Here is a 21,979-nt window from a genome sequence, read left to right as displayed (position 1 = left end):
CGGTTTCATCCGCCACGCGTCGCGGAAGCGGGCTCTTTCACCCGCCGGACGTGCGCCGTGCCGAGGTCCTCGGTCGGGACGTCGTGCGTCTCGCGCGCGGTGACCGCGGCGGCCGCGCTGAGCAGGCAGACCGCGGCGGTGAAGACGGCGACGCCGAGCCAGTCGTCCTTCCCCGAGCCGATCGCGGCCACCACACTCGGGGCGAATCCGGCGATGGCGAACCCGATCTGGGTGCCGATCGCCATCCCCGAGAGGCGGACCTTGGCACTGAACATCTCGCCGTAGAACGACGGCCAGACCCCGTTGACGGCACTGTAGGCCACGCCGAACAGCAGGATGCCGAGGGTGAAGATCAGTGGATAAGCACCGTCCGAAATCGACCACAGGTACGGGAAGATCAGCACCGCGCAGGCGAGACAGCCGGCGATGAACACCGGTTTGCGCCCGATCCGGTCGGAAAGCCCCGCCAGGAAGGGGATCGCGAGCAACGCGGCGACGTTGGCCAGTACGCCGACCCACAGGATCGGCCCGCGTTCCAGTCCGATCGTGTTGACCGCGTAGCTCAGCGCGTAGACGGTGAAGATGGTGCTGACGGAGGCGATCGTGGCCGCGGCGACGACGCGGAGCACGTCCCTCCAGTGTGTCCGGAAGAGTACGGCGACCGGCAGCTTGGCGACGTCGGACCTGTTCTGTTCGAACACCGGGGTCTCGTCGATCTTGCGGCGGATCACGAACCCGACCACCACCACGACCGCGCTGCACCAGAACGGGATCCGCCAGCCCCAGGTGAGCAACTGCTCCTGGGGGAGTGCGGCGATCGGCAGGAAGACGGCGGTGGCGAGGATCTGGCCCGCCTGCGTGCCGCTGAGGGTGAAACTCGTGTAGTAGCCGCGGCGGTGGGGCGGCGCGTGCTCCATCGACATCGAGTTGGCACCGGCCTGCTCGCCCGCGGCCGAAAGTCCTTGCAGCAGGCGGAGAACCACCAGCAGGACCGGGGCGAGGACGCCGATCGAGGCGTACGTCGGCAGGCAGCCGACGAGGAACGTCGTGGCGCCCATCAGCAACAGCGTGAACACCAGGACCTTCTTGCGGCCGAGCCGGTCGCCGACGTGCCCGAGCACGAACGCGCCGACCGGGCGGGCGAGGTACCCGACGCCGAAGGTCGCCAGCGCGAGCAGTGTTCCGGTGGCGGGGGAGGAAGCCGGGAAGAAGACCTTGTTGAACACCAGCGCGGCGGCGGTTCCGTAGATGAAGAAGTCGTAGTACTCCAGCGCACTGCCGATCCAGGCGGCGAGTGCGGCCTTGCGGGGCATGCCTTGCGTGACAGGGGAGGGAGGGACCACGTCGGCGCTCCTGAGTTTATGTACGATCTAGTTAGTTAATACAGCGTGCGAGACGGTGCCCCGGTTGTCAAGAGCCGGGGATTCAGGCCGTCAGGTACTCGATCACCAGGTCGCCCAGCATCAGGCGATAGTGATCGCGGCGCGCGGGGTCGAGCATGTCGCGGCCGAAGATCGCGGAGAAGGTGTGCCGGTTCGCGAGGCGGAACACGCAGAACGAGCTGATCACCATGTGCACGTCGAGCGCGTCGACGTCGTCGCGGAACCGGCCGGCTTCACGGCCGCGGCCGAGGATGCGGGCGAGGACGTCGAGTGCGGGATTCGCCATGCCGGACAAGGCTTCCGAGCGTGCGATGTGCTCGCCGTGGTGGATGTTCTCGATGCTGACGAGGCGGATGAAGTCCGGGTTCGCCTCGTGGTGATCGAAGGTGAGCTCGGCCAGCTGGCGGATCGCGTCCTCGGGTTCGAGGTGATCGACGTCCAGGTCCTGTTCGAGGGCGCGGATGGTGGCATACGCCCGCTCGAGCGCGGCGACGTAAAGCTGTTCCTTGCCGCCGAAGTAGTAGTAGATCATCCGCTTCGTGGTGCTCGTGCGCGCGGCGATCTCGTCGACCCTCGCGCCGGCGTAACCCTTGTCGGCGAACTCCCTGGTGGCCACCGCGAGGATTTCGGCGCGGGTGCGTTCCTTGTCGCGCTGGCGCTCGACCTCGGACGACGGTGCGGCCACCTGACTCCCTTCGAACCGCTGGTGGGGGCCCCACTCTAGCGCAGCCCTTCTCGCGTCGGCCCGTTCGAGCTACAGTGAACTCACTAGTTCGTACATTAAGGGAGGATCTTGGTGACCAGTCATCTCATCGGCCTGGTCGGCACCGGCATCGGGCCGTCGCTGAGCCCCGCGCTGCACGAACGGGAAGCCGATGAACTCGGGCTGCGCTATCTCTACCGGCGGCTCGACCTCGACGTGCTGAGGATGCCGATCGGCGAGGTGCTGGCCGCCGCGCGGGCCACGGGTTTCGACGGGCTCAACATCACGCATCCGGTGAAGCAGCGGGTGCTGCCGTACCTCGACGAGATCGCGCCCGACGCCGCGGCGCTCGGCGCGGTGAACACGGTGGTGTTCCGCGAGGGGCTGGCGACCGGGCACAACACCGACGCGACCGGGTTCGCCCGCAACCTCACCCGAGGGCTGCCCGACGCCGACATGGACACGGTCGTCCTCCTCGGCGCGGGTGGTGCGGGCGCCGCCGTGGCCCACGCCCTGCTCTCGCTGGGGACCGGGCGGCTGATCGTCCACGACGTCGACTCCGCGCGTGCCGGGACCCTGGTGGCCGGACTGCGGAAGCGTTTCGGCGACGACAGGGCACTTTCCGGCTCCCTTGACGATGTCCGGGCCGCCGACGGTCTCGTCCACGCGACCCCGACCGGGATGGCCGCGTATCCGGGATCGCCGGTTCCCGTCGAGTCGCTGCGCCCGGGGATGTGGGTCGCCGACATCGTGTACCGGCCGCTGGAGACGACGTTGCTGAAACAGGCGCGGGAGCGCGGATGCCGGACGTTGCACGGCGGCGGCATGGTGGTCTTCCAGGCGGCGGACTCGTTCCGCCTGTTCACCGGCGCGGAGCCGGACGCCGACCGGATGCTCCGGCATTTCGAAGCGCTGGAAGGGAAACCCGCCCATGTCCGGTGACACCGCCATCGCGACCGTCTGCCTGTCCGGCACCCTCGAGGACAAACTCGCCGCGGCCGCCGCGGCCGGGTTCGGCGGTGTCGAGATCTTCGAAAACGACCTGATCGCGTCACGGCGGTCGCCGTCGGAGATCCGGCGGCTCTGTGCCGATCTCGGGCTCAGGATTGATCTCTACCAGCCTTTCCGCGATTTCGAGGCGGTGCCGCCGGACGTGCTCCGGGCGAATCTCCGCCGGGCGCGCCGGAAGTTCGACCTCATGGCCGAACTCGGGGCGGACACCGTCCTGGTCTGTTCGTCGGTCTCGCCCGACGCCGTCGATGACGACGACCTCGCCGCTTCGCAGTTGCATGAGCTCGCCGAAGCGGCGGGGGAGCGCGGAATCCGCGTTGCCTACGAAGCGCTGGCGTGGGGCCGGTTCGTGAACACCTACGAGCACGCGTGGCGCATCGTCCGGCGGGCCGATCACGCGGCCCTGGGGGTCTGCCTCGACAGTTTCCACATCCTTTCGCGACGCAGTGATCCCCGCGCGATCCGGACGATCCCGGGGGAGAAGATCTTCTTCCTGCAGCTGGCCGACGCGCCCTTGCTGGACATGGACGTGCTGCACTGGAGCAGGCATCACCGGCTCTTCCCGGGCCAGGGCGCGTTCGACCTGGCCGCGTTCACCGGTCATGTGCTGGCAGCGGGCTATCAAGGGCCGCTTTCGCTGGAGGTCTTCAACGACGTCTTCCGGCAGGCGGATCCGCGTCCTGCGGCCGTCGATGCCATGCGTTCCCTGATCGCCTTGCGGGAATCCGTTGGCATGCTCGAGGTTCCCGAGGCGCCTCGCTTGGACGGGCACGCGTTCGCGGAACTCTCCGTTCCGGGAACGGTGCTCACGACTCTCGGTTTCACGCATACCGGAACACACCGCACGAAGCCGGTTCAGCTGTGGCAGCAGGGATCGGCGCGGGTATTGGTGAACGAGACTACCGCGGACGGCGCTATCAGCGCTCTTGGCTTGGTGAGTTCGGACCCGGCCGGATCCGCGCGGCGAGCGGAGGCGTTGCTCGCGCCCGTGTCGCCCCGGCCCGCCGTCGCCGCGCCGGACGGAACCGAAATCGTCTTCTGCGACAACGATGAATGGCTTCGCGACTTCGTTCCGGCCGAGACGGCTTCGGCGGGCATGGGAATCACCGGCATCGACCACGTCGCCCTGACGCAACCCTTCGATCACTTCGACGAGGCGACGCTGTTCTACCGTTCGGTGCTGGGGCTGAGGCCTGACGCGGTCTCGGAGTTCGCGGCGCCGTTCGGGCTCGTGCGCAGTCGGTCGGTCGGCGATCAGGGCGTTCGTCTGACGTTGGACAGCGCCCTGGTGCGGCGAGGAGAGTGGGCGCCGGGAGTGCCTTCGCCGCAGCACATCGCTTTCGCCTGCGAGGACGCTCTCGCCGCCGCGCGCGCCATGAGAGAGTCTGGTGCGCCTTTGCTGGAGATTCCCGGGAACTACTACGACGATCTCGATGCCCGGTTCGACCTGCCTTTCGCCGCCGAATTGCGGGAGAACTCGGTGCTGTACGACCGCGACCCGTCCGGTGAGTTCCTGCATTTCTGTACCGAGCTGGTCGGGTCGCGGGTGTTTTTCGAGGTGGTGCAACGGATCGGCGGGTATCGCGGGTACGGCGTCGTGAACACGCCCGTCTACATGACGGCGCATCGGGAACGACGACTGAGTCTGGCGCGCTAGTTTTGTCGGTGGCCGGTTGTAAACTTCCCATGCCGAACTTTCGGCGATACTCGAGGAAATGACCGATCCGGACCGCTTGGAGGAGATCAATGCTTTAGTGGGTTCCTTGGACGACAAGGATTCCGTGCAGGTCGCGAAAGAGGTCAGTGCCGCTCTCGCGCGTCTTGAGGCCGTCCGGTTCCGGGCTTTGTCGCGGTTGAGTGAGCTGCGCGGCGGGGTGCGGAGTGTGGTGCAGGAAGTGGCGATGAACCTGTTCCTCGTGGACGGTTTCGCCGGCTCCCTGGTGGCGACGGGAGTCGCGCTGACGTCACGGTTGCCGCGGACGTTGTCCTTGATGGATCAGGGAAAGGTAGGCGGTTTCGCCGCGCAGAAGGTGGCCGAGGCGACCGCGTGGTTGTCCGATGAGGACTCCTTGCTTGCGGACGCGATGCTGGAGTCGAGGCTGCCGGAGAAGAACAGCGAGCAGGTCCGCAAGGCGGCGAGCTACGCGGCGATGAAGGCCGACCGATCCGGTGCCGACAGGCACGCGACCGAGCGCAGGAAAGGCCGTCGCCTGTCCGTGTCGCAAGGTGAGGCCGGAGTCGCGTCGATCGAGGTGGTGGACGGTCCGGTCGAGAAGGTCACCGCCGCCCACAAGCGAATCCACCGGGAGGCCCGCGCGCTGCGGAATCAAGGTGACACAAGGACGATGGACCAGCTCCGGGCCGACATCGCCTTGGACCTGCTTCTGGGTGGTCAGGGCGGGGTCTCCGAGCGCACCGAGGTGTTCCTGTACATGGACCTCGCCACTTATCTGGGCATGAACGACGATCCGGTGAAGATGGCCGGGCACGGCTACCTCCCCGCGGAGCTGGGCCGCCACATCGCCGGCGGGCCGAACACCGTGCTCCGGCGCATCATCACCGACCCGCTCAGCGGCCAGGTCCAAGACCTCGGCAGAACGCGGTATCGCCCCGACGCGGCGACGGCCGAGTTCGTGCGCGTGCGGGATCGCGAATGCCGAAGACCCGGCTGCGACCGGGCCGCCCACTCCTGCGAACTCGACCACTCGATTCCCTGGCAGTTCCAGGGTGAGACGAACGTCGCCGACCTGGTCAGCTACTGCACCCGTGACCACCGGCTGAAGGACGAACCCGGCTGGATCTACCGTCTCGACCCCGATGGCAGCCTCACCGTCACCACCCCGACCGGACACACCCACACCAGCACACCCCCGCCGCTGCACGAACCACGGCAGGGACGGCCGCCGTTCTGAGCCGTTGCCGCTGTGCGGCGAATCGAGTGCTGGTCTTTGTGTTTGTTGCTTTGCCGCCGGCTGTTGAGCCGTTGCCGCGGAACGGCAACGTTGAAGGCGGGTTCCCGCGGCTCGAACGCGCGGGGTTCGTCTGCCGCATGGGGTGATCCACCTCCGCGGCCGGTTTGGGTCGCGTTCGGTTCGTCTGGTCGTTGCCGCGGAACAGCAACATCGGGCAGCAGGGCTTCCACCTCTGGATCCGTGAACGAGTTGCCGCGAAAGGGCAACGGTCACGGGACCTTCCTGGCTTGCTCTGCGTTTGCCGACTACTTCACGCTGCGCGGCCGTTCGCAGCCACGAGAGGCGACACCGTGGCTGCCTGATCGTTGCCGCGGAACGGCAACATCCCCCATCCGAGACCAGCCGCGAGCCCTCCAGGACCAGCCCGCGTCCGGAACCCGGGCCCGCCAGGTTCAGAACCCGATCGGCAGCCCCGCGTAGTTCTCCGCCAGCCCCGCCCGGCCCGCCTCACTCCGCGCCAGCCAGCGCAGTTGCGATAGCTGCAACTGCCGGTCGAACGGGTCGTCCGATCGGTGCAGCATCGTCGTCATCCACCAGGAGAAGTGCGTGCACCGCCAAACCCGGCGCAATGCGGTGTCGGAGTAGGCGTCGGCGAGCGCGGAGTCCTTGTCCCGCAGCAAAGCCGTCAGCGCGGGGGCGAGGAGGGCGACGTCGGCGACGGCGAGGTTGAGGCCCTTGGCGCCGGTGGGTGGCACGATGTGCGCGGCGTCCCCGGCGAGGAACAGGCGGCCGTGGCGGAGGGGTTGCTGCACGAAACTGCGCATGGGCAGCACACTCTTGTCGGTGATCGGCCCGGGCGTGAGGGTCCAGCCGTCCTGGCCGTGGCCGAGCCGGGTCGCGAGTGCCTCCCAGATCCGTTCGTCGGACCAGGTGCCGATGTCGGTGCCGTTGGGCACCTGCAGATACAGCCTGCTGACGGTGGCCGAGCGCATCGAGTGCATGGCGAAACCGTCGGGATGCCAGGCGTAGATCAGCTCGTCGGTCGACGGGGCGACCTCGGCGAGGACGCCGAGCCACGAGTACGGGTAGGTGCGCTCCCAAGTCTGCTTCGCTGCGTCGGGAATCGCGGTGCGGCAGGGCCCGAAGGAGCCGTCGCAGCCGACGACGACGTCGGCGTCCAGCCTCTCCGGTGTGCCGTCCGGGCCGGTGAAGGTGACGTAGGGCTTGTCCGTTTCGAGGTCGTGCACGGCTGTGTCGGTGACCTCGTAGTAAATCTGCTGCCCGGCAGCCGCGCGTGCCTTGCCGAGGTCCTTGGTCACCTCGGTCTGGCCGTACACGGTGACACTTCGCCCGACGAGGTCCACGAAGTCGAGATGGTGCCGTTCCTCCGGCCATTGCAGGTAGATGCCGCGGTGTTCGTCGCCCTCGCGGTCGAGCCGGTCGGCGAGCCCGGCCTCGCGGAGTAGGTCCACTGTGGACTGTTCGAGGATGCCCGCCCGGATCCGCGCCTCGACGTACTCGCGCGAGCGGGTCTCGACGATCACCGACTCGACCCCCGCCAGATCGAGCAGATGCGACAGGAGCAGGCCGGCGGGGCCGGCACCGACGATGGCGACTGGGGTGCGCATGACCGGAGTGTGGTCGCGTGGCCGACGAACTCCTAGCGTTCGCTTCCGCTCAGTGAAACTCGCAGGCTCCGGCCGATGCCGGCGGCCGCCACCTGGAGCGCGGATACCAGCCGTGCCCGGCCGCGGCTCAGATCCGGGATGACCAGGCCGAGCGCCGCGACGACGTCGCCGCCGGTGGACGGCCGGATCGGGACGGCGACCGAGCAAGCACCCTGGCTCATCTCCTCGACGGTCTGCGCGTAGCCCTCGCGGCGGATGCGCCGCAACTGCTCACGCAGCCGCCCGGGCTGTGTGATGGTGTACGGCGTGATGCGGGTCAGCGAGGCGAGCACCTGCCGCTGGACGTCCTCCGGAGCCCAGGCCAGCAGGACCTTCCCGACCCCGGTGGCGTGCAGCGGCAGCCGCCCGCCGATCCGGCTGACCACCGGCACCGACGCGTTCCCGGACAGCCGGTCGAGGTAGAGCACCTGCCCGCCGTCCCGCTCGCCGAGATGCACGGTGGCACCGGTCGCGCCGTAGAGATCCTGGAGGAAGGGGGCCGCGACCTGCCGCAGTTCGAACTGGACGGGGGCGAGCAGGCCGAGATTCCACAGCCGTCTGCCGATGGCGTAGCGATCCTCGCGCCGTTCCAGCGCGTCCAGGCCCACGAGTTCGCGGGCGAGCCGGTGCGCGGTGGGCAACGGCAGACCGGCACGGTTCGCGAGTTCGGTCAGGGACAGCTCGCGGTGGTCGACGTCGAAGGCGCCGAGCAGCGCGAACGCCCGCGAGGTGACACTGGCTCCCGGCGTGGAGAGGTTCCCAGGCATCCGGTCATTCTCTCACTGAGCGGAATCAGGGCAGGAGAGCCAGCCCGACCCAAAGCCCGGCGACGGCGAGCACGATGGACGCCGGGACGGTGAGCAGCCCGAGCCGGGTGAACTCGCCCAGATCGGCCCGGGTGTCGTGCCGGTGCAGGATCCGCCGCCACAACAGCGTGGCCAGCGAGCCGACGTAGGTGAGGTTCGGGCCGAGGTTGACCCCGATCAGCACGGCCAGCACCACCGGCGTCCCGCCCACGGCGGCGAGCGGCAGCAGCACGAGCACCGCGGGCAGGTTGTTGATCAGGTTGGCGAGCACGGCCGCCACCGCGGCGGCGCCGAGCAGCCCGAGGAAGGTGCTGGACGTCGGCACGAGGTGGCTGAGCGCCTCGTCCAGTCCATTGTCGACGACGGCGCGGACCACGATCGCCAGTGCGAGCACGAACGCGAGGAAGGGGATGCTCGCCGAGCGCACGATCGCGGCGGGGGAGGTCCGCCGTTGCGCGAGGGCGCGGCAGGCCAGGACGGCGGCACCGGCGAACGCGGCCCAAGCGGGGCTGAGATCCAGCAGCGACGTGACCACGAACCCGGCCAGCGTGAGGCCGAGGACGACCAGGACGAACGTGGGGACCTTCCCGGCCGGGACCTCTTTTCCTCCGCGAGGCTTCGCCGCGAGGTCGGCGGCGAAGAACCGGCGGAACACCAGGTACTCGGTGAGGACCGCCGCGAGCCAGGGCAAGGTCATCAGCGCGGTGAACCGGAGGAACGAGATACCGGTCGCGGCGACGGCGAGCAGATTGGTCAGATTGGACACCGGCAGCAGCAACGAAGCCGAGTTCGCCAGATGCGTGCAGGCGTAGGCGTGCGGTTTGGCCCGCGCGCCCATCCGCGCGGCGGTGGCGAACACGACCGGGGTCAGCAGGACGACGGTGGCGTCGAGACTGAGCACGACGGTGACGGCCGCCGCCACGACGAACACCGCGGGCAGCAGCCGCCGCGGCTTTCCCCGGCTGAACCGGGCCATGAGCGTCCCGGCCGCTTGGAACAGCCCTTCGTCGTCGCACAAGCGGGCCAGAACGAGCACCGCGGCGAGGAAACCGACGACGGGGGCGAGTCTGGCCACCTCGTCGAGGGCGTCGGGAACCGAGATCGCCCCGACCGCCAGCACGATCACGGCGGCGGGAACGGCGGCGACGGCCTCCGGCAGACCGCGTGGCCGGATCACCGCGAAGGCCAGGACGACCAGCAGGAGCGCGATGGACACCATCTCGCCGGGAATGCCTGTCAGTGCGAACCTCCTCGGTGTGAAGCCGACTTCGGCAATCTAGGCTGGGCAGGGTGCGCGAGACGAACTGGGCGGGAAATCTGACCTTCACCGCGGAACGGATCCTTCGTCCGCGCACGGTCGAACAGGTCCAGGACGCGGTCGCCGGAGCTACAGCGATCAAGGCGCTCGGCAGCAGGCACTGCTTCAACGACCTCGCGGACTGTCCGGGCGGTGTCCAGCTCGACCTGTCCGCGCTCGACACCGAGGCGGTACTCGACGCGGAGTCCGCGACGATCTCGGTGCCCGCCGCGGCGCGCTATGGCGACATCGCCGTTCAGGTGCACGCGGCCGGATTCGCGCTGGCCAACCTCGCCTCACTGCCTCATTGCACGGTGGCGGGCACCGTCGCGACGGCGACCCATGGATCCGGACGGCGTAACCAGAGCCTCGCGTCGGCAGTGTCCGGTTTGGAGCTGGTCACCGCGAATGGCGACCTGCGGACCTACGAAGGGCACGAGGGCGTGGTCGTCGGGCTCGGCGCGCTGGGTGTGGTGACCCGGCTGACCCTCGACTTGGTGCCGTCCTTCGACCTCCGCCAGGACGTCTTCGACGGTCTGCCCTGGGAGTCGGCCTACGAGCATTTCGAAGAGATCCAGGACGCGGGGTACAGCGTCAGCCTGTTCACGAACTGGGCCCGCGACGAGATCGACCAGGTCTGGGTCAAGGGGCCGGGACGGCCGGGCGCCGACTTCCTCGGTGCGAAGGCGGCGGACGGGCCGCGGCATCCGGCGCACGCGGCGGGGATCCCGGCGGGCAACTGCACGCGGCAACTCGGGGTGGCGGGGCCGTGGCACGAACGGATCCCGCATTTCCGCCTGGACTTCACGCCCAGCGTCGGGAACGAGCTGCAGACCGAGTACTTCGTGCCCGTCCGGCACGCCGTCGCCGCGATGGAGGCGATGCGCGGGATCGGGCACCGGCTGGCGCCCGTCCTGCTCACCTCGGAGATCCGCACGGTCGCGGGGGACGACCTGTGGCTCAGCCCGTTCCACGGCGGCGACCGGGTGGCACTGCACTTCACCTGGCAGCCGGACGAGGACGCGGTTCGCGCCCTGCTCCCGGTGATGGAGGAACGCTTGGCGCCCTTCGAGGTCCGGCCGCACTGGGGGAAGCTCTTCCATCAGGCGGCGGACTACCCGAAGCTGGCCGATTTCCGGGCGCTGGCCGTCGAACTCGACCCGGACGGCAAGTTCCGGACCCCGTTCGTCCGGCGGAACGTGTTCGGGGAGCGCTAGTCCGACTGGGACCAGGCGGCGACGGGCAGGGAGAGGTACACGCCGACGTCGTCGATCCCGGTCGCGGCTTCGATGCTCGTGCGGAGCAGGTCCACCCGTTCCTGGCGGTTGTCCGCCCGGCTGGGGAACCACTTGGACCGGACCTCGACCAGGAGGTCGAGCCCGAAGCGGTCGAACGGTCCCGGCCGACGGAAGCGCAGTTCGACGTCGCCCGGTTGCAGATCGCCGTCGTAGGGCTCCTCGGGGCACTCCACCGCGAGGGACACGAGGTGCGGCAGAACCGAACCCAGCTCATGCAGCTTGGCTTCGGGAAGATGGGGCGAGTAGGTGATTTCCACGAGAGGCACGAGACCGAGCCTAGGGGAGCTAATCGCTCTGCGGGTCCCAGGACAGCAGCCGGACCTTGCTGACCGTCTGGACGTGCCGGCGCATCGCGCTCGCGGCCGCCTTCGGATCGCCGTCGCGGATGGCATCGGCGATCTTCCGGTGCTGGCCGAGCGATCGCGACGGCCTGCCGGGCTGACGCAGGGACTCGGTGCGGCTTTCCGCGATCTGTGCGTCGATCGAGCGCATGAACTCGGCGAGGAGACCGTTGTTCGCGGCGGCGGTGATCGCTTCGTGGAACCGGCGATCGCCTTCGGCACCGTGCCCGCCCTCGTCGATCTCGGTCGTCATGAAGGCCAGCGCGGCGTCGATGGCGGCGAGGTCCGCGTCGGTCCGCCGCAGCGCGGCGAGTTCCGCGAGCTTGGTCTCCATCGCTTCGCGGGCTTCGAGTACCTCCGGAAGCCTGCTGCGCCGGGCGACGAGGACGTCGACCGGCTCGACGTCCAGAAGGTCGTTGCGCAGGTAGGTGCCCCCGCCGTGGCGGGACTCGAGCAGTCCCTGCACCTCCAGGACGACGATGGCCTGTTTGACCGACGCGCGGCTGACGCCGAGCCGCTCGGCGAGGTCGCGTTCGCTCGGGAGCTTGTCGCCCGCGTGCAGACCGGATTCCTCGACGTGCGCCTTGATCCGCTCGACGACCTGCTCGTAGAGCTTCGCCCGGTTCAACCGGCTCAACGCCTCCGGCACTGGCCCCCCCTAGCTCGCACTGGACAAGTGGCTCAGCCAATTTACCACTCACGGGTTGACAGGTGGTCGACGTCACAGGGAAAGTGGCTGAGCCACTAGTCCACTGAGCCGCCGGTTTCTTTGGCCGCCGCCAGGGCTCCCGCCGTCAAGGAGGACGGTCATGTCCGCCCAGCTGATCTCGATCCTCGTCCTCGTGGTGATCTTCGCCCTCGCCACGACTCGCTCGATCAACATGGGGGCGCTCGCCTTCGCCGGCGCGTTCCTCGTCGGCACCCTCGCCGGCGGGCTGGACACCGACGGCATCTTCGCCGGTTTCCCCGGCGACATCTTCGTGGTGCTGGTGGGGGTCACCTACCTGTTCGCCATCGCGCGGGCCAACGGCACCACCGACTGGCTGGTGGCCGCGGCCGTCCGGCTCGTCGGCGGCCGTATCGCGCTCATCCCGTGGGTGATGTTCGTGGTCACCGGCGCGCTGACCGCGATCGGCGCGGTCAGCCCGGCGGCCTGTGCGATCGTCGCGCCGATCGCCCTCGGTTTCGCCGCCCGCTACCGGATCAGCCCGCTGCTCATGGGCGCGATGGTGGTGCACGGAGCGCAGGGCGGCGGGTTTTCGCCGATCAGCGTCTACGGCTCGATCGTCAACGGGATCGTCGAACGCAACAACCTCGCGGGCAGCCCCGTGGTGCTGTTCTTCGCGAGCCTGGGCATGAACCTCGCCATCGCGGCCGTCCTCTTCGTCGTGCTCGGCGGGACCAGACTGCGGCGCCGCCAGGTCGTGACCGCGGGCGGCGCGGGAGTGGAGACCGACGAGGAACCGTTGCCGCACGAGCAGCGGATTCCCTTGGACGGCCCCAAGATCGTCACGCTGACCGGGCTGATCGCGCTCGTGGTCGGCACCCTCGTGTTCGACCTCGATCCGGGCCTGACCGCCATCACCGTCGCCGTCCTGCTGAGCGTCGTGTGGCCCAAGACCAGCCGTTCCGCCGTCTCCGAGATCACCTGGCCGACCGTGCTGCTGATCTGCGGCGTGCTGACCTATGTGGCCGTGCTGAAGGAGATCGGCACCATCGACTACGTGGGCAACGCGGTCACCACCGTGGGGATCCCGCTGCTCGCCGCGCTTCTGCTCTGCTACATCGGCGGTGTCGTCTCCGCGTTCGCGTCCTCGGTCGGGCTGATGGGCGCGCTCATCCCGCTCGCCGTGCCGTTCCTGGCCCAGGGCACGATCGGGCCGGTCGGCATGATCGCCGCGCTCGCGGTCTCGGCGACGATGGTGGACGTCAGCCCGTTCTCCACCAACGGCGCGCTCGTCCTCGCCAACGCGAAGGACGTCGACCGGGACAAGTTCTTCAAACAGCTGCTGGTCTACGGGGCGCTCGTGGTGGCCGTCGTGCCGCTGATCGCCTGGCTCGTGTTCGTCGTGCCCAACTGGGGCTGAGGAGGAGATCGATGCTGTCAGGACTGTTCGCCGGGAACGATCGCGTCGCCCTGCGGTTCGGTGCGGAATCCCTGACCTACGGCGAACTCGCGGCCGTCTCGGGATCGGTCGCCGCCGGGCTGGCCGGTCGTGAGCGGGTCGCCGTATGGGCGACACCGACGCTGCGGACCTGCGTCGCGATCGTCGCCGCGCTGACCGCCGGGGTGCCGGTGGTGCCGATCAACCCGAAGGCCGGATCGCGCGAACTCGCGCATATCGTCGCCGACAGCGAGCCCGACCTGGTGCTGGCCGCGCCGGACGCCGTGCTGCCCGCGGAACTCGGGGCGCTGCCTCGGCGTTCGGTCGAGCTGGACGCTTCGGGCACGCCGTGGCAAGGCGACGAGCCGGATCCGGAGACGCCCGCGTTCGTCATCTACACCTCGGGGACCACCGGGCCGCCGAAGGGAGTCCTGCTCCCGCGACGGGCGGTGGCGTCGAATCTCGACGCGCTCGCCGGGATCTGGGGCTGGACCGACGCCGACGTCCTCGTGCACGCCCTCCCGCTCTTCCATGTGCACGGCCTGATCCTGGGCGTGGTCGGCCCGCTGCGGCGGGGTGGCTCACTGCATCATCTCGGCCGGTTCAGCAGTGAAGCGGCCGCGAAGGAACTCGCCGGTCCGGGCACGATGCTCTTCGGTGTCCCGACCATGTACCACCGGCTGGCGGCCGATTGCGAAGCCGATCCCGCGCTGGCCGCGGGAGTGGGCGCGGCGCGGCTGCTCGTTTCGGGTTCCGCGGCCCTGCCCGCGTCCGATCACGAGCGGATCGCCGCCGCGACCGGGCAGCGCGTGGCCGAGCGCTACGGCATGACCGAGACGCTGATGAACTGCGGCGTCCACGCCACGGGCGATCGTCGGCCCGGTTCGGTCGGCCCGCCGGTGCCCGGCGTCGAACTGCGTCTCGTCGACGATTCCGGAGAACCGCTCTACGGTGACACGGTGGGGGAGATCGAGGTCCGCGGCCCGAACCTGTTCCTCGGCTATCTGAACCGGCCGGAGGCCACCGAAGCCGCGCTGCACGACGGATGGTTCCGTACCGGTGACATGGCGGTGCGCGATCCGGACGGCTACGTGCGGATCGTGGGCCGCCGCGCCACCGACCTGATCAAGAGCGGCGGTTACAAGATCGGCGCGGGGGAGATCGAGAACGCGTTGCTGGAGCATCCCGGGGTGGCCGAGGCGGCCGTCACCGGGGAACCGGACGAGGACCTCGGCGAGCGCATCGTCGCCTGGATCGTCCCCGACGGGGTCAGGCCGACGGCGGGCGAACTCGCCGACCACGTCGCCGGTCTGCTCTCGCCGCACAAACGGCCGCGGGTGGTCCGTTACCTGGAAGCCTTGCCGCGCAACGAGATGGGCAAGGTCCTCAAGCGGGCACTCCGTGGTTGACCCGGTCGTACAGCCTTCGTGAGACAAGGGGTTCGGAATGTTCAAGCGGATACCCGTCGCGGTGCTCACCGCGGTCGCGCTCGCCCTCCTGATCGCTCCACCCGCCCAAGCCGCCGGCGCCGCCCGCTATGTCGCGATGGGCAGTTCTTTCGCGGCGGGGCCGGGAATCCCGCCGCAGCGGCCGGGGACGCCGGCGGCGTGCGGACGGTCGACGAAGAACTACGCGAGTCTCGTGGCCGAGGAGCGCGGATTCGCCCTCACCGACGTCACCTGCAGCGGCGCGACCACCGCGAACATCCTCACCGCCGGGCAGGCCGGCCAGCCGCCGCAGATCGAGGCCGTCACACCGGACACCCGGCTCGTGACGGTCACCATCGGCGGCAACGACGTCGGCTACGTCGGCAGCCTGTTCACCTACGCCTGCCAGAACACCGGCGGCGCGAACTGCGGCCAGGTCGACCAGGACGCCGTCCGCGCGGCGCTCGCCACGGTGCACGAGAAGATCGGCGCCGTCGTCGCCGCGGTCCACCAGCGCGCGCCGCGGGCCCGGGTGCTGGTCGTCGACTACCTGACGATCGTGCCGCGCACCCCTCCCGCCTGCGACGGAGTGCCGCTCACCCCGGCACAACTGGTCTTCGAACGCGAGGTCGCGGACAGGCTCGCGGCGGCGACCCGGCGGGCGGCGCGCACCGAGCGGGCCACCCTGGTCCCGGCGGCCGCCGCGAGCGCGCACCACGACGGCTGCGCCGCGACTCCCTGGATGGAGCGGTACGCGACCTCGCCGGGACGCGTTCCCTACCACCCGAACGAGGCCGGGATGGCGGCCGTCGCGAACCTGATCACCGCACGGCTCCGCTAGCCGCCTGAGCCCGGAAGGTGCGGCGGTAGCTGTCCGGCGGCACTCCGACGGTCCGGTTGAAATGCCGTCGGAGTGTCGTGGCTGTGCCCATCCCGGTGGCCTCCGCGATGAGGTCGACGCTGTCGTCGGTCCGCTCCAGGAGTTCCTGCGCGCGGCGGATGCGCTGGATCAGCAGCCAGCGCAACGGGGTCGTCCCGGTCGCCGACCGGAAGTGCCGCGCGAGGTTGCGGGAACTCATGTTGGCGTGCCGGGCGAGGTCTTCGACGGTCAGCGGCCGGTCCAGCCGTTCGGTCACCCAGGGCAGCAGGCCGCCGAGCGGATGGTGGTCCTGCTCGGGAACCGGGGCGGTGACGAACTGGGCTTGCCCGCCCGCGCGGTGCGGTGGGACGACCAGGCGGCGGGCGACGGTGTTCGCGACCGCCGAACCGTGGTCGGAGCGGACCAGATGCAGGCACAGGTCCATCGCCGCGGCCTTGCCCGCCGAGGTCAGCACGCTGCCGTTGTCGACGTAGAGGACGTCCGGATCGACCTCCACCAGCGGATGGCGGGCGGCGAGGACGTCGGTGTGCGCCCAGTGCGTCGTCGCGCGGCGGCCGTCGAGGAGACCGGCGGCCGCCAGGACGAAGGCACCGGTGCAGAGGGACGCCACCCGTGCGCCCGCTTCGTGGGCGGCTCGGACGGCGTCGACGAGGTCGGCGGGCGGGTCGACGTCGATGTCGGCCCAACCGGGGACGATGACGGTGTCGGCGCGCACGAGCCTGTCGAGGCCGTGATCCGGTTCGAGGAGGAACCGGCCGACCTTCACCGGGGCCGGACCGCAGACGGTGAGCTCGTACCAGGAGCCGTCGTAGCCCGGCAGGCCCGAACCGAAGACCTCCTGGGCGATGGCGAGCTCGAACTGCAGCATGCCGTCGGTGGCGGCGAGGGCGACCGTGCTCATGTCCGAAAGTGTACGCATGATGGCGTTCCGGACACTGTCGACGGGCGGTTCCCGTCGGCAGGATGGTCCACAGTGGATCAGCCGAGGGCAGGAGAAACCCATGGGTACGGGGTATGACGTCGCGGTGTTCGGGGCCTACGGGCACACCGGCCGGTTCGTGGTGGCGGAGCTGCGCGAGCGGGGCTTCGGGGTGCTGGCGGTCGGCCGCGACGAAGCGAAACTGCGCGGCCTTCCTTGGCCGGACCTGGAGATCCGGCAGGCCTCGGTCTACGACCCGGCTTCGCTCGACCGTGCCTTCGAGGACGCGGACGCGGTGATCAACGCCGCCGGGCCGTTCGCCGACACCGCCGCTCCGGTGATCGAAGCGGCGCTGCGGGCGGGCGTCCCGTACCTGGACGTGGCCGCGGAGCTCGAAGCGAACATCGACACCTTCGCGAAGTTCGGCGACCGGGCCGAGGGGGCGACGGTGATCCCGGCGATGGCGTTCTTCGGCGGGCTCGGCGACCTGCTGGTCACCGCCGCGATGGGCGACTGGACGTCGGCCGACGAAGCGCACATCGCCTACGCGCTGAGCAGCTGGCATCCGACGGAGGGGACCCGCGCGGCGGGCAAGGTCTCGCGGGAGCGCCGCAACGGTCGGCGGATCCGCTTCTCCGGCGGCCGGATCGAACACCGTGACGACGCGCTGCCCGCCCTGGACTGGGATTTCCCCGCGCCGCTCGGGACCCGCGCCGTGCTCGGCGAGTTCACGATGGCCGACGTCGTCACCGTCCCGAGCCACCTCGCCATCCCCGAAGTGACCACGTACATGACGGTGAACGCGGCCAGTGAGGTGATGACGCCCGAGACCCCGGCGCCCGCGGCGGACGGCCCGTCCGCGCAGACGTTCGTGGTCGACGTCGTCGTGCGGTCCGGTGGTGCGGAACGGCGGATCGTCGCCCAGGGCCAGGACATCTACGCGATCACCGCGCCGCTGGTGGTGGAGGCGGTGCAGCGGGTGCTCGACGGGCGGACCAAGGCGACCGGCGTCGTCTCGGCGGGAGAGGTCTTCGACGCGGCGGACTTCCTGGCGGCGCTGGCTCCCCGGGTGACCGTCACCGCGTGACTCCCACCTGCCAGCCGGGATACGGCAGCCGGGCGGGCGGGGCTTCCCCGGGCCGGTGCTCGAAATGCCACCACTCGTTGTCGTAGATCCGGTAGAGCGCGAAGCGGGCGCCGTGGTCTTCCAGCCACTGCGCGCCCTCGCGCGGCCGGACGTCCAGCGCGGTACCCCGGACGTGCGCCGAATCCTGCGGCGGCAGGACGCGTTTCCCGTCCCGCCTGGCCTCGTCGAGGAACAGGCGATGCTGCTCGGCGGCATCGCGGTGACCCGACGTGAGGCCGAGCAGGGTCCGGTGCCGCCAGAAGGCTTCGGTCCTGGCGGCGGTGAACGCGGCGAGGGTTCCGCCGGTGAGCCCGGCCAGGTCTTCGGCGGGGAACCGCAGCGACAGCGCCCATCCGCAGGCGAGCCGCTTGGCGTGGCCGGGGGAGCGCAGCCACGCCGGGATCAGCAGCAAGACCGCGAGGACGCGGGTGATCACCGCGAGAACGAATTCCTTCATACCGTCCACAGTCGACGGCGCTTGTCCGAGGCCGATCGCGACGGCGTGCGCGGACGCCGACGAAAATGTCACCGTTCCGCACGGACCACGCTGTGACAGAACGAAGACATTCCGCGGACGCTCCGTGGAAGCCGGGCGGGCACCATGGCGTGTCATGGACGAGCGGATTCCGTCCGGCGCTGCGATAGTCGTCGGCATGCCCAGGGTGCTGCTCATCGAGGACGACCAAGCCGTGCGTGAGGGGTTGAGCATGGCGTTGGGCGGACGGGGTCACGCGGTCGACGCGGTGGCCACCGGAGAGGAAGGTCTCGCGCGGCTCGCGTCGAGGCCGCCGGACATCGTCGTGCTGGACCTGATGCTGCCGGGACTGGACGGCTTCGAGGTCTGCCGCCGCATCCGGGCCACGGGTGATCTGCCGATCATCATGCTCACCGCGCGCAACGAGGACATCGACGTGGTGGCCGGGCTCGCCGCCGGCGCGGACGACTACGTGGTCAAACCCGCCAGGGCGCAGGTACTCGAGGCGCGGATCCGCGCGGTGCTGCGCCGCAGCGGGCAGACGCCGCCCTCCGTGCCCGCGCAGCCCGAGATCGAACAGCACGGCGACCTCGGCGTCGACCGCGCCGCGCTGACGGTGACCAAGGGCGGCAAGCCCGTCGCCCTCGCCCCGACCGAACTGCGGCTGCTGCTGGAACTCACCCAGGTGCCCGGCCGGGTGCTCAGCCGCCAGTACCTGCTGGAAAACGTGTGGGAGCACGGCTATTTCGGTGACTCCCGGGTCGTCGACGCCTGTGTGCAACGGCTGCGCGCGAAGATCGAGGACGACTCTTCCGCGCCGGTGTTCGTGCAGACGGTCCGCGGGTTCGGCTACCGGTTCGGGCCACTGTGAAGCTTTGGGGTCTGCGTACCCGGCTGTTGCTGGCGTTCAGCCTGCTGGTCGTGATCACCGCGGCGACGGTCGCCGGTGGTGCCTATGTCCAGTCCCGCACGGTGATCCTCCAGCAGGCGCAGGACGCCACCGCCCGCGTCCTGGTCGACAAGGCCACCGCGCTGTACCCGCTCGGCCCGCTGCCGCCGGCGGGCGGGACGCTGGACCGGATCAGCGGCGAGCTGTCCGACCGTGACCTGAGTTCCCTGGTCCTGTACGAGGACCAGTCGAGCGGGAACGAGCAGCTCCGATCGCTGATCTCGCCCGAGCTTCGCGAAGAGGTCGGGTCGGGAAATGTCGCGTGGCAACGTGTCGTCACCAAGGGTGTCCCGATGCTGGTGGTGGGCACCAGGTTCACCGTCGAGCTTCCGGGCGGGAAGCGGCAGGCTTCGGGTATCGAGGCCTACATCGCACGCAGCATGGCTTCGGAGGAAGAGAGCATCGCCGAACTCGCCACCCGTGCCTGGCTGATCGGCGGGGCGGCGCTGGTCTTCGCCATCGGTCTGGCGCTGCTGGCCGCCCGCGGCGTCCTGCGGCCGGTGCGGGAACTGGGCGAAGCGGCCCACCGGCTGGGTTCGGGTGACCTGCGGGCGCGGATCAGCGTCCGCGGCTCGGACGAACTGGCCGGAGTCGCGCGCACGTTCAACGAGACGGCCGAAGCACTGGAACGTCACGTCGGTGAGCTGGAACGGATGGAGGCCGACGCGCGGCGGTTCGTCGCGGACGTCTCGCACGAACTGCGCACTCCGCTGGCCGCGATGACCGCGGTCGCGGACGTGCTGGAGCAGGAAGCGTCACAACTGCCGGGCGACGCCGGCCGTGCGGCGCGGCTGAGCATCGACGAGACGCACCACTTGACCCGGCTGGTGAACGACCTCATCGAGGTGTCCCGGTTCGACGCCAAGGCCGCGGCCCTCGCGCCCGAGGAGGTCGACGTCGCCGAAGTGGTCGCGGCGAGCCTGCGCATCCGCGGCTGGACCGCCGAAGTGGAGGGCGACCTGCCCGCCGGGATCTTCGCCGGGCTGGATCCGCGGCGGGTGGACGTCATCGTGGCGAATCTGGTCGGGAACGCGTTGCGGCACGGGGAAAAGCCCGTTTCGCTCCGGCTTTCCGAAGCGGGGGAGTGGATCACGCTGGAGGTCGCGGACCGCGGGCCGGGACTGGCGCCGGAGGTGCTGCCGCACGTGTTCGACCGGTTCTACAAGGCGGATTCGGCCAGGGCGCGTTCCGGCGGGAGCGGGCTCGGCCTCGCGATCGCCTGGGAGAACGCCCGTCTGCACAAGGGGACCTTGATCGCCGAGAACGGCGTGGACGGTGGCGCGGTGTTCACGCTGCGCCTGCCCCGTCAGGTGGTGACGGCGTGAGGAAGACCTGGTTCGTCCTGCTCCTGATCGTGTCGGTGGTCACCGGTTGCGGCGTCCGGCCCAGTGGCGTGATCCCCGGCGCGCCCGCGCCGGTGGGCCCGGCCAACGGCGCGGTGCTCTACTTCGTGTCCGGCGGGCAGCCTGCCAGGGTGCTGCGCCCGATCGCCGGGGAACTGCCCCCGGCCAGCCCCGTCGACCTGCTCGCCGCCGGACCGGACGAGAGCGAGCGGGAACAGCGCTACACCAGCGAAGTCCCGCCGGGCACCGTTGCTCTCGACCAGACGGCGGGACCGAACGGGGTGACGCTGACCCTTTCGGTCGACGTCGCCGGGCTGTCGGCGAGGGCCGTCGACCAGATCGTTTGCACCGCCAGGGACTCGCTCGGCGGAGCCGCGCAGATCACCTTGCGGGGCGGAGGAACACAACGCGGGCCGCTGTCCTGCCCGCTGCCGGGTTAGGAGTGGCCCGAATCACCGGTGTCGTTCCCTCGCTTTGTCCGGATTCGCCAGCTAGCTTAGGCAAGGCTAAGCAATGGGACGTGGGGTGGTTGTGGCGTGGAAGGGATCGAGGGCAAGGTCGCGCTCGTCACCGGAGGCGCGCGCGGAATCGGGGCGGCCGTCGTGGACGGGCTCGCCGAAGCGGGTGCGATCGTGGCGGCGGTGGACCTGGCGGAAGGGCCGTCCCGGACCGGGGTGACCTCGTTCGTCGCGGACGTCGGCGACCCCGCGGCCGTGGCGCGGGTGGTCGGCGAGGTCGAACGCGAACTCGGGCCGATCGGGATCGGGGCGTCCGTCGCGGGTGTGCTGAAGCCGGGGTCCGTCTGCGAGACGAGCGACGAGGACTGGGCGGCGACCTTCGCGGTCAACTCCACCGGCGTCTTCACCGTGCTCCGCGAGATCTCCCGCCGGATGCTGCCCCGCCGGAGCGGGGTGCTGGTGACGGTCGGCTCGAACGCCGCGGGTGTCCCGAGGACCGGGATGGCGGCCTACGCCGCTTCGAAGGCCGCCGCGACGATGCTGACCCGCTGTCTCGGCCTCGAACTCGCCGGTTCCGGCATCCGCTGCAACATCGTCTCGCCCGGTTCGACCGACACCGAGATGCAACGTCTACTGTGGACGGACGAAAACGGCGCGGACCGTGTCATCGCGGGAAATCCGGAGCAATACCGCGTCGGCATACCGCTGGGCCGGATAGCCGAACCCGCCGATATCGCCGACGCCGTCCTGTTTCTGGCCTCTGATCGAGCGCGGCACATCACGATGCAGAACCTCTACGTCGACGGCGGCGCCACGCTCCGGGCGTGATCTCGATGGCGCAACGAAGACTTCTCGGAGTGGTGTGATTAGGTTAGGCTAA

Annotated in this window: 21 protein-coding genes; 12 read left to right on the top strand and 9 right to left on the bottom strand. The window is 69.9% G+C overall.

All coding sequences use genetic code 11. The features are described 5' to 3' along the window. Positions 1 to 5 precede the first annotated feature (5 nt). Both BKN51_RS15175 and BKN51_RS15170 read right to left on the bottom strand, forming a co-directional pair. Complete coding sequence (locus tag BKN51_RS15175) at positions 6 to 1,313, bottom strand: MFS transporter (RefSeq protein WP_101608280.1); 1,308 nt, start codon at positions 1,311 to 1,313, stop codon at positions 6 to 8. A gap of 112 nt (positions 1,314 to 1,425) precedes the next feature. Further along, on the bottom strand, positions 1,426 to 2,067 hold the full coding sequence (locus BKN51_RS15170; protein WP_101608279.1) for a TetR/AcrR family transcriptional regulator: 642 nt from the start codon (positions 2,065 to 2,067) through the stop codon (positions 1,426 to 1,428). A gap of 111 nt (positions 2,068 to 2,178) precedes the next feature. On the opposite strand from BKN51_RS15170, the gene BKN51_RS15165 reads away from it, so the two are divergent. Genes BKN51_RS15165 through BKN51_RS15155 form a run of 3 tightly spaced genes read left to right on the top strand, consistent with a single transcriptional unit; the run spans position 2,179 to position 6,008 of the window. After that, positions 2,179 to 3,027 (top strand): shikimate dehydrogenase, encoded by an 849-nt coding sequence (locus BKN51_RS15165; protein ID WP_101608278.1) that lies wholly within the window; start codon positions 2,179 to 2,181, stop codon positions 3,025 to 3,027. Continuing rightward, positions 3,017 to 4,753, top strand: a complete 1,737-nt coding sequence (locus BKN51_RS15160) for a bifunctional sugar phosphate isomerase/epimerase/4-hydroxyphenylpyruvate dioxygenase family protein (RefSeq protein WP_101608277.1) — start codon at positions 3,017 to 3,019, stop codon at positions 4,751 to 4,753. The genes BKN51_RS15165 and BKN51_RS15160 overlap by 11 nt, the downstream gene beginning before the upstream one ends. A gap of 58 nt (positions 4,754 to 4,811) precedes the next feature. Next, a complete protein-coding gene (locus tag BKN51_RS15155) occupies positions 4,812 to 6,008 on the top strand; it encodes an HNH endonuclease signature motif containing protein (RefSeq protein WP_101608276.1) in 1,197 nt (398 codons plus the stop codon). 452 nt (positions 6,009 to 6,460) lie between these two features. Here the strand turns inward: BKN51_RS15155 and BKN51_RS15150 are convergent, their stop codons facing one another. Genes BKN51_RS15150 through BKN51_RS15140 form a run of 3 tightly spaced genes read right to left on the bottom strand, consistent with a single transcriptional unit; the run spans position 6,461 to position 9,700 of the window. Beyond that, positions 6,461 to 7,636 carry a 4-hydroxybenzoate 3-monooxygenase gene (locus tag BKN51_RS15150; RefSeq protein WP_101608275.1) on the bottom strand — a complete coding sequence of 392 codons (1,176 nt, stop codon included), beginning with the start codon at positions 7,634 to 7,636 and terminating at the stop codon, positions 6,461 to 6,463. A 32-nt stretch (positions 7,637 to 7,668) separates the two neighbouring features. After that, positions 7,669 to 8,442: an IclR family transcriptional regulator gene (locus BKN51_RS15145; protein ID WP_101608274.1), complete on the bottom strand. Its 774-nt coding sequence runs from the start codon at positions 8,440 to 8,442 to the stop codon at positions 7,669 to 7,671. A gap of 25 nt (positions 8,443 to 8,467) precedes the next feature. Further along, positions 8,468 to 9,700, bottom strand: a complete 1,233-nt coding sequence (locus BKN51_RS15140) for an SLC13 family permease (protein ID WP_101608273.1) — start codon at positions 9,698 to 9,700, stop codon at positions 8,468 to 8,470. Positions 9,701 to 9,771: 71 nt separating this feature from the next. On the opposite strand from BKN51_RS15140, the gene BKN51_RS15135 reads away from it, so the two are divergent. Next, positions 9,772 to 10,995, top strand: a complete 1,224-nt coding sequence (locus BKN51_RS15135) for an FAD-binding protein (protein ID WP_101608272.1) — start codon at positions 9,772 to 9,774, stop codon at positions 10,993 to 10,995. Here BKN51_RS15135 and BKN51_RS15130 read toward each other — a convergent pair. Beyond that, entirely contained in the window at positions 10,992 to 11,342 is a 351-nt protein-coding gene (locus BKN51_RS15130) for a hypothetical protein (RefSeq protein WP_101608271.1), read from the bottom strand. The genes BKN51_RS15135 and BKN51_RS15130 overlap by 4 nt on opposite strands. Positions 11,343 to 11,361: 19 nt before the next feature. Beyond that, a complete protein-coding gene (locus BKN51_RS15125) occupies positions 11,362 to 12,066 on the bottom strand; it encodes a FadR/GntR family transcriptional regulator (protein WP_101608270.1) in 705 nt (234 codons plus the stop codon). Positions 12,067 to 12,226: 160 nt separating this feature from the next. Between BKN51_RS15125 and BKN51_RS15120 the strand changes: the two genes are divergently transcribed. Genes BKN51_RS15120 through BKN51_RS15110 form a run of 3 tightly spaced genes read left to right on the top strand, consistent with a single transcriptional unit; the run spans position 12,227 to position 15,790 of the window. Beyond that, positions 12,227 to 13,504 (top strand): SLC13 family permease, encoded by a 1,278-nt coding sequence (locus BKN51_RS15120; protein WP_101608269.1) that lies wholly within the window; start codon positions 12,227 to 12,229, stop codon positions 13,502 to 13,504. A gap of 11 nt (positions 13,505 to 13,515) precedes the next feature. Beyond that, complete coding sequence (locus BKN51_RS15115; RefSeq protein WP_101608268.1) at positions 13,516 to 14,931, top strand: acyl-CoA synthetase; 1,416 nt, start codon at positions 13,516 to 13,518, stop codon at positions 14,929 to 14,931. 37 nt (positions 14,932 to 14,968) lie between these two features. Continuing rightward, positions 14,969 to 15,790 (top strand): SGNH/GDSL hydrolase family protein, encoded by an 822-nt coding sequence (locus BKN51_RS15110; protein ID WP_101608267.1) that lies wholly within the window; start codon positions 14,969 to 14,971, stop codon positions 15,788 to 15,790. On the opposite strand, the gene BKN51_RS15105 is transcribed toward BKN51_RS15110, so the two are convergent. Continuing rightward, positions 15,771 to 16,730 carry a helix-turn-helix domain-containing protein gene (locus BKN51_RS15105; RefSeq protein ID WP_199192987.1) on the bottom strand — a complete coding sequence of 320 codons (960 nt, stop codon included), beginning with the start codon at positions 16,728 to 16,730 and terminating at the stop codon, positions 15,771 to 15,773. The genes BKN51_RS15110 and BKN51_RS15105 overlap by 20 nt on opposite strands. 100 nt (positions 16,731 to 16,830) lie before the next feature. Between BKN51_RS15105 and BKN51_RS15100 the strand changes: the two genes are divergently transcribed. Continuing rightward, entirely contained in the window at positions 16,831 to 17,835 is a 1,005-nt protein-coding gene (locus BKN51_RS15100; protein WP_101608266.1) for a saccharopine dehydrogenase family protein, read from the top strand. Here the strand turns inward: BKN51_RS15100 and BKN51_RS15095 are convergent. Continuing rightward, positions 17,825 to 18,331, bottom strand: a complete 507-nt coding sequence (locus tag BKN51_RS15095; RefSeq protein WP_101608265.1) for a M15 family metallopeptidase — start codon at positions 18,329 to 18,331, stop codon at positions 17,825 to 17,827. The two genes, BKN51_RS15100 and BKN51_RS15095, sit on opposite strands and share 11 nt — an antisense overlap. Before the next feature lie 154 nt (positions 18,332 to 18,485). Between BKN51_RS15095 and BKN51_RS15090 the strand changes: the two genes are divergently transcribed. The 4 genes from BKN51_RS15090 (at position 18,486) to dhbA (ending at position 21,927) form a co-directional block, all read left to right on the top strand. After that, on the top strand, positions 18,486 to 19,220 hold the full coding sequence (locus BKN51_RS15090) for a response regulator transcription factor (RefSeq protein WP_101608264.1): 735 nt from the start codon (positions 18,486 to 18,488) through the stop codon (positions 19,218 to 19,220). Continuing rightward, positions 19,217 to 20,623 (top strand): ATP-binding protein, encoded by a 1,407-nt coding sequence (locus tag BKN51_RS15085; RefSeq protein WP_101608263.1) that lies wholly within the window; start codon positions 19,217 to 19,219, stop codon positions 20,621 to 20,623. Before BKN51_RS15090 ends, BKN51_RS15085 begins: the two co-directional genes overlap by 4 nt. Further along, complete coding sequence (locus tag BKN51_RS15080) at positions 20,620 to 21,081, top strand: GerMN domain-containing protein (protein WP_101608262.1); 462 nt, start codon at positions 20,620 to 20,622, stop codon at positions 21,079 to 21,081. The genes BKN51_RS15085 and BKN51_RS15080 overlap by 4 nt, the downstream gene beginning before the upstream one ends. 96 nt (positions 21,082 to 21,177) lie before the next feature. Then, positions 21,178 to 21,927, top strand: a complete 750-nt coding sequence (gene dhbA / locus BKN51_RS15075; protein WP_101608261.1) for a 2,3-dihydro-2,3-dihydroxybenzoate dehydrogenase — start codon at positions 21,178 to 21,180, stop codon at positions 21,925 to 21,927. Positions 21,928 to 21,979 lie beyond the last annotated feature (52 nt).

Origin of the sequence: Amycolatopsis sp. BJA-103 (assembly GCF_002849735.1) — a bacterium.
Classification (GTDB): Bacteria; Actinomycetota; Actinomycetes; order Mycobacteriales; family Pseudonocardiaceae; genus Amycolatopsis.
The sequence above is the reverse complement of the archived record's forward strand: the minus strand, read 5'-3'. Positions and strand labels throughout refer to the sequence as shown.

Coding starts and splice junctions, on each gene's coding strand:
- BKN51_RS15090 (WP_101608264.1), top strand. CDS start 18,486: ATGGACGAGCGGATTCCGTCCGGCGCTGCGATAGTCGTCGGCATGCCC.
- BKN51_RS15155 (WP_101608276.1), top strand. CDS start 4,812: ATGACCGATCCGGACCGCTTGGAGGAGATCAATGCTTTAGTGGGTTCC.
- BKN51_RS15150 (WP_101608275.1), bottom strand. CDS start 7,636: ATGCGCACCCCAGTCGCCATCGTCGGTGCCGGCCCCGCCGGCCTGCTC.
- BKN51_RS15140 (WP_101608273.1), bottom strand. CDS start 9,700: ATGGTGTCCATCGCGCTCCTGCTGGTCGTCCTGGCCTTCGCGGTGATC.
- BKN51_RS15175 (WP_101608280.1), bottom strand. CDS start 1,313: ATGCCCCGCAAGGCCGCACTCGCCGCCTGGATCGGCAGTGCGCTGGAG.
- BKN51_RS15115 (WP_101608268.1), top strand. CDS start 13,516: ATGCTGTCAGGACTGTTCGCCGGGAACGATCGCGTCGCCCTGCGGTTC.
- BKN51_RS15095 (WP_101608265.1), bottom strand. CDS start 18,331: ATGAAGGAATTCGTTCTCGCGGTGATCACCCGCGTCCTCGCGGTCTTG.
- BKN51_RS15120 (WP_101608269.1), top strand. CDS start 12,227: ATGTCCGCCCAGCTGATCTCGATCCTCGTCCTCGTGGTGATCTTCGCC.
- BKN51_RS15100 (WP_101608266.1), top strand. CDS start 16,831: ATGGGTACGGGGTATGACGTCGCGGTGTTCGGGGCCTACGGGCACACC.
- BKN51_RS15160 (WP_101608277.1), top strand. CDS start 3,017: ATGTCCGGTGACACCGCCATCGCGACCGTCTGCCTGTCCGGCACCCTC.
- BKN51_RS15145 (WP_101608274.1), bottom strand. CDS start 8,442: ATGCCTGGGAACCTCTCCACGCCGGGAGCCAGTGTCACCTCGCGGGCG.
- BKN51_RS15105 (WP_199192987.1), bottom strand. CDS start 16,730: ATGAGCACGGTCGCCCTCGCCGCCACCGACGGCATGCTGCAGTTCGAG.
- BKN51_RS15110 (WP_101608267.1), top strand. CDS start 14,969: ATGTTCAAGCGGATACCCGTCGCGGTGCTCACCGCGGTCGCGCTCGCC.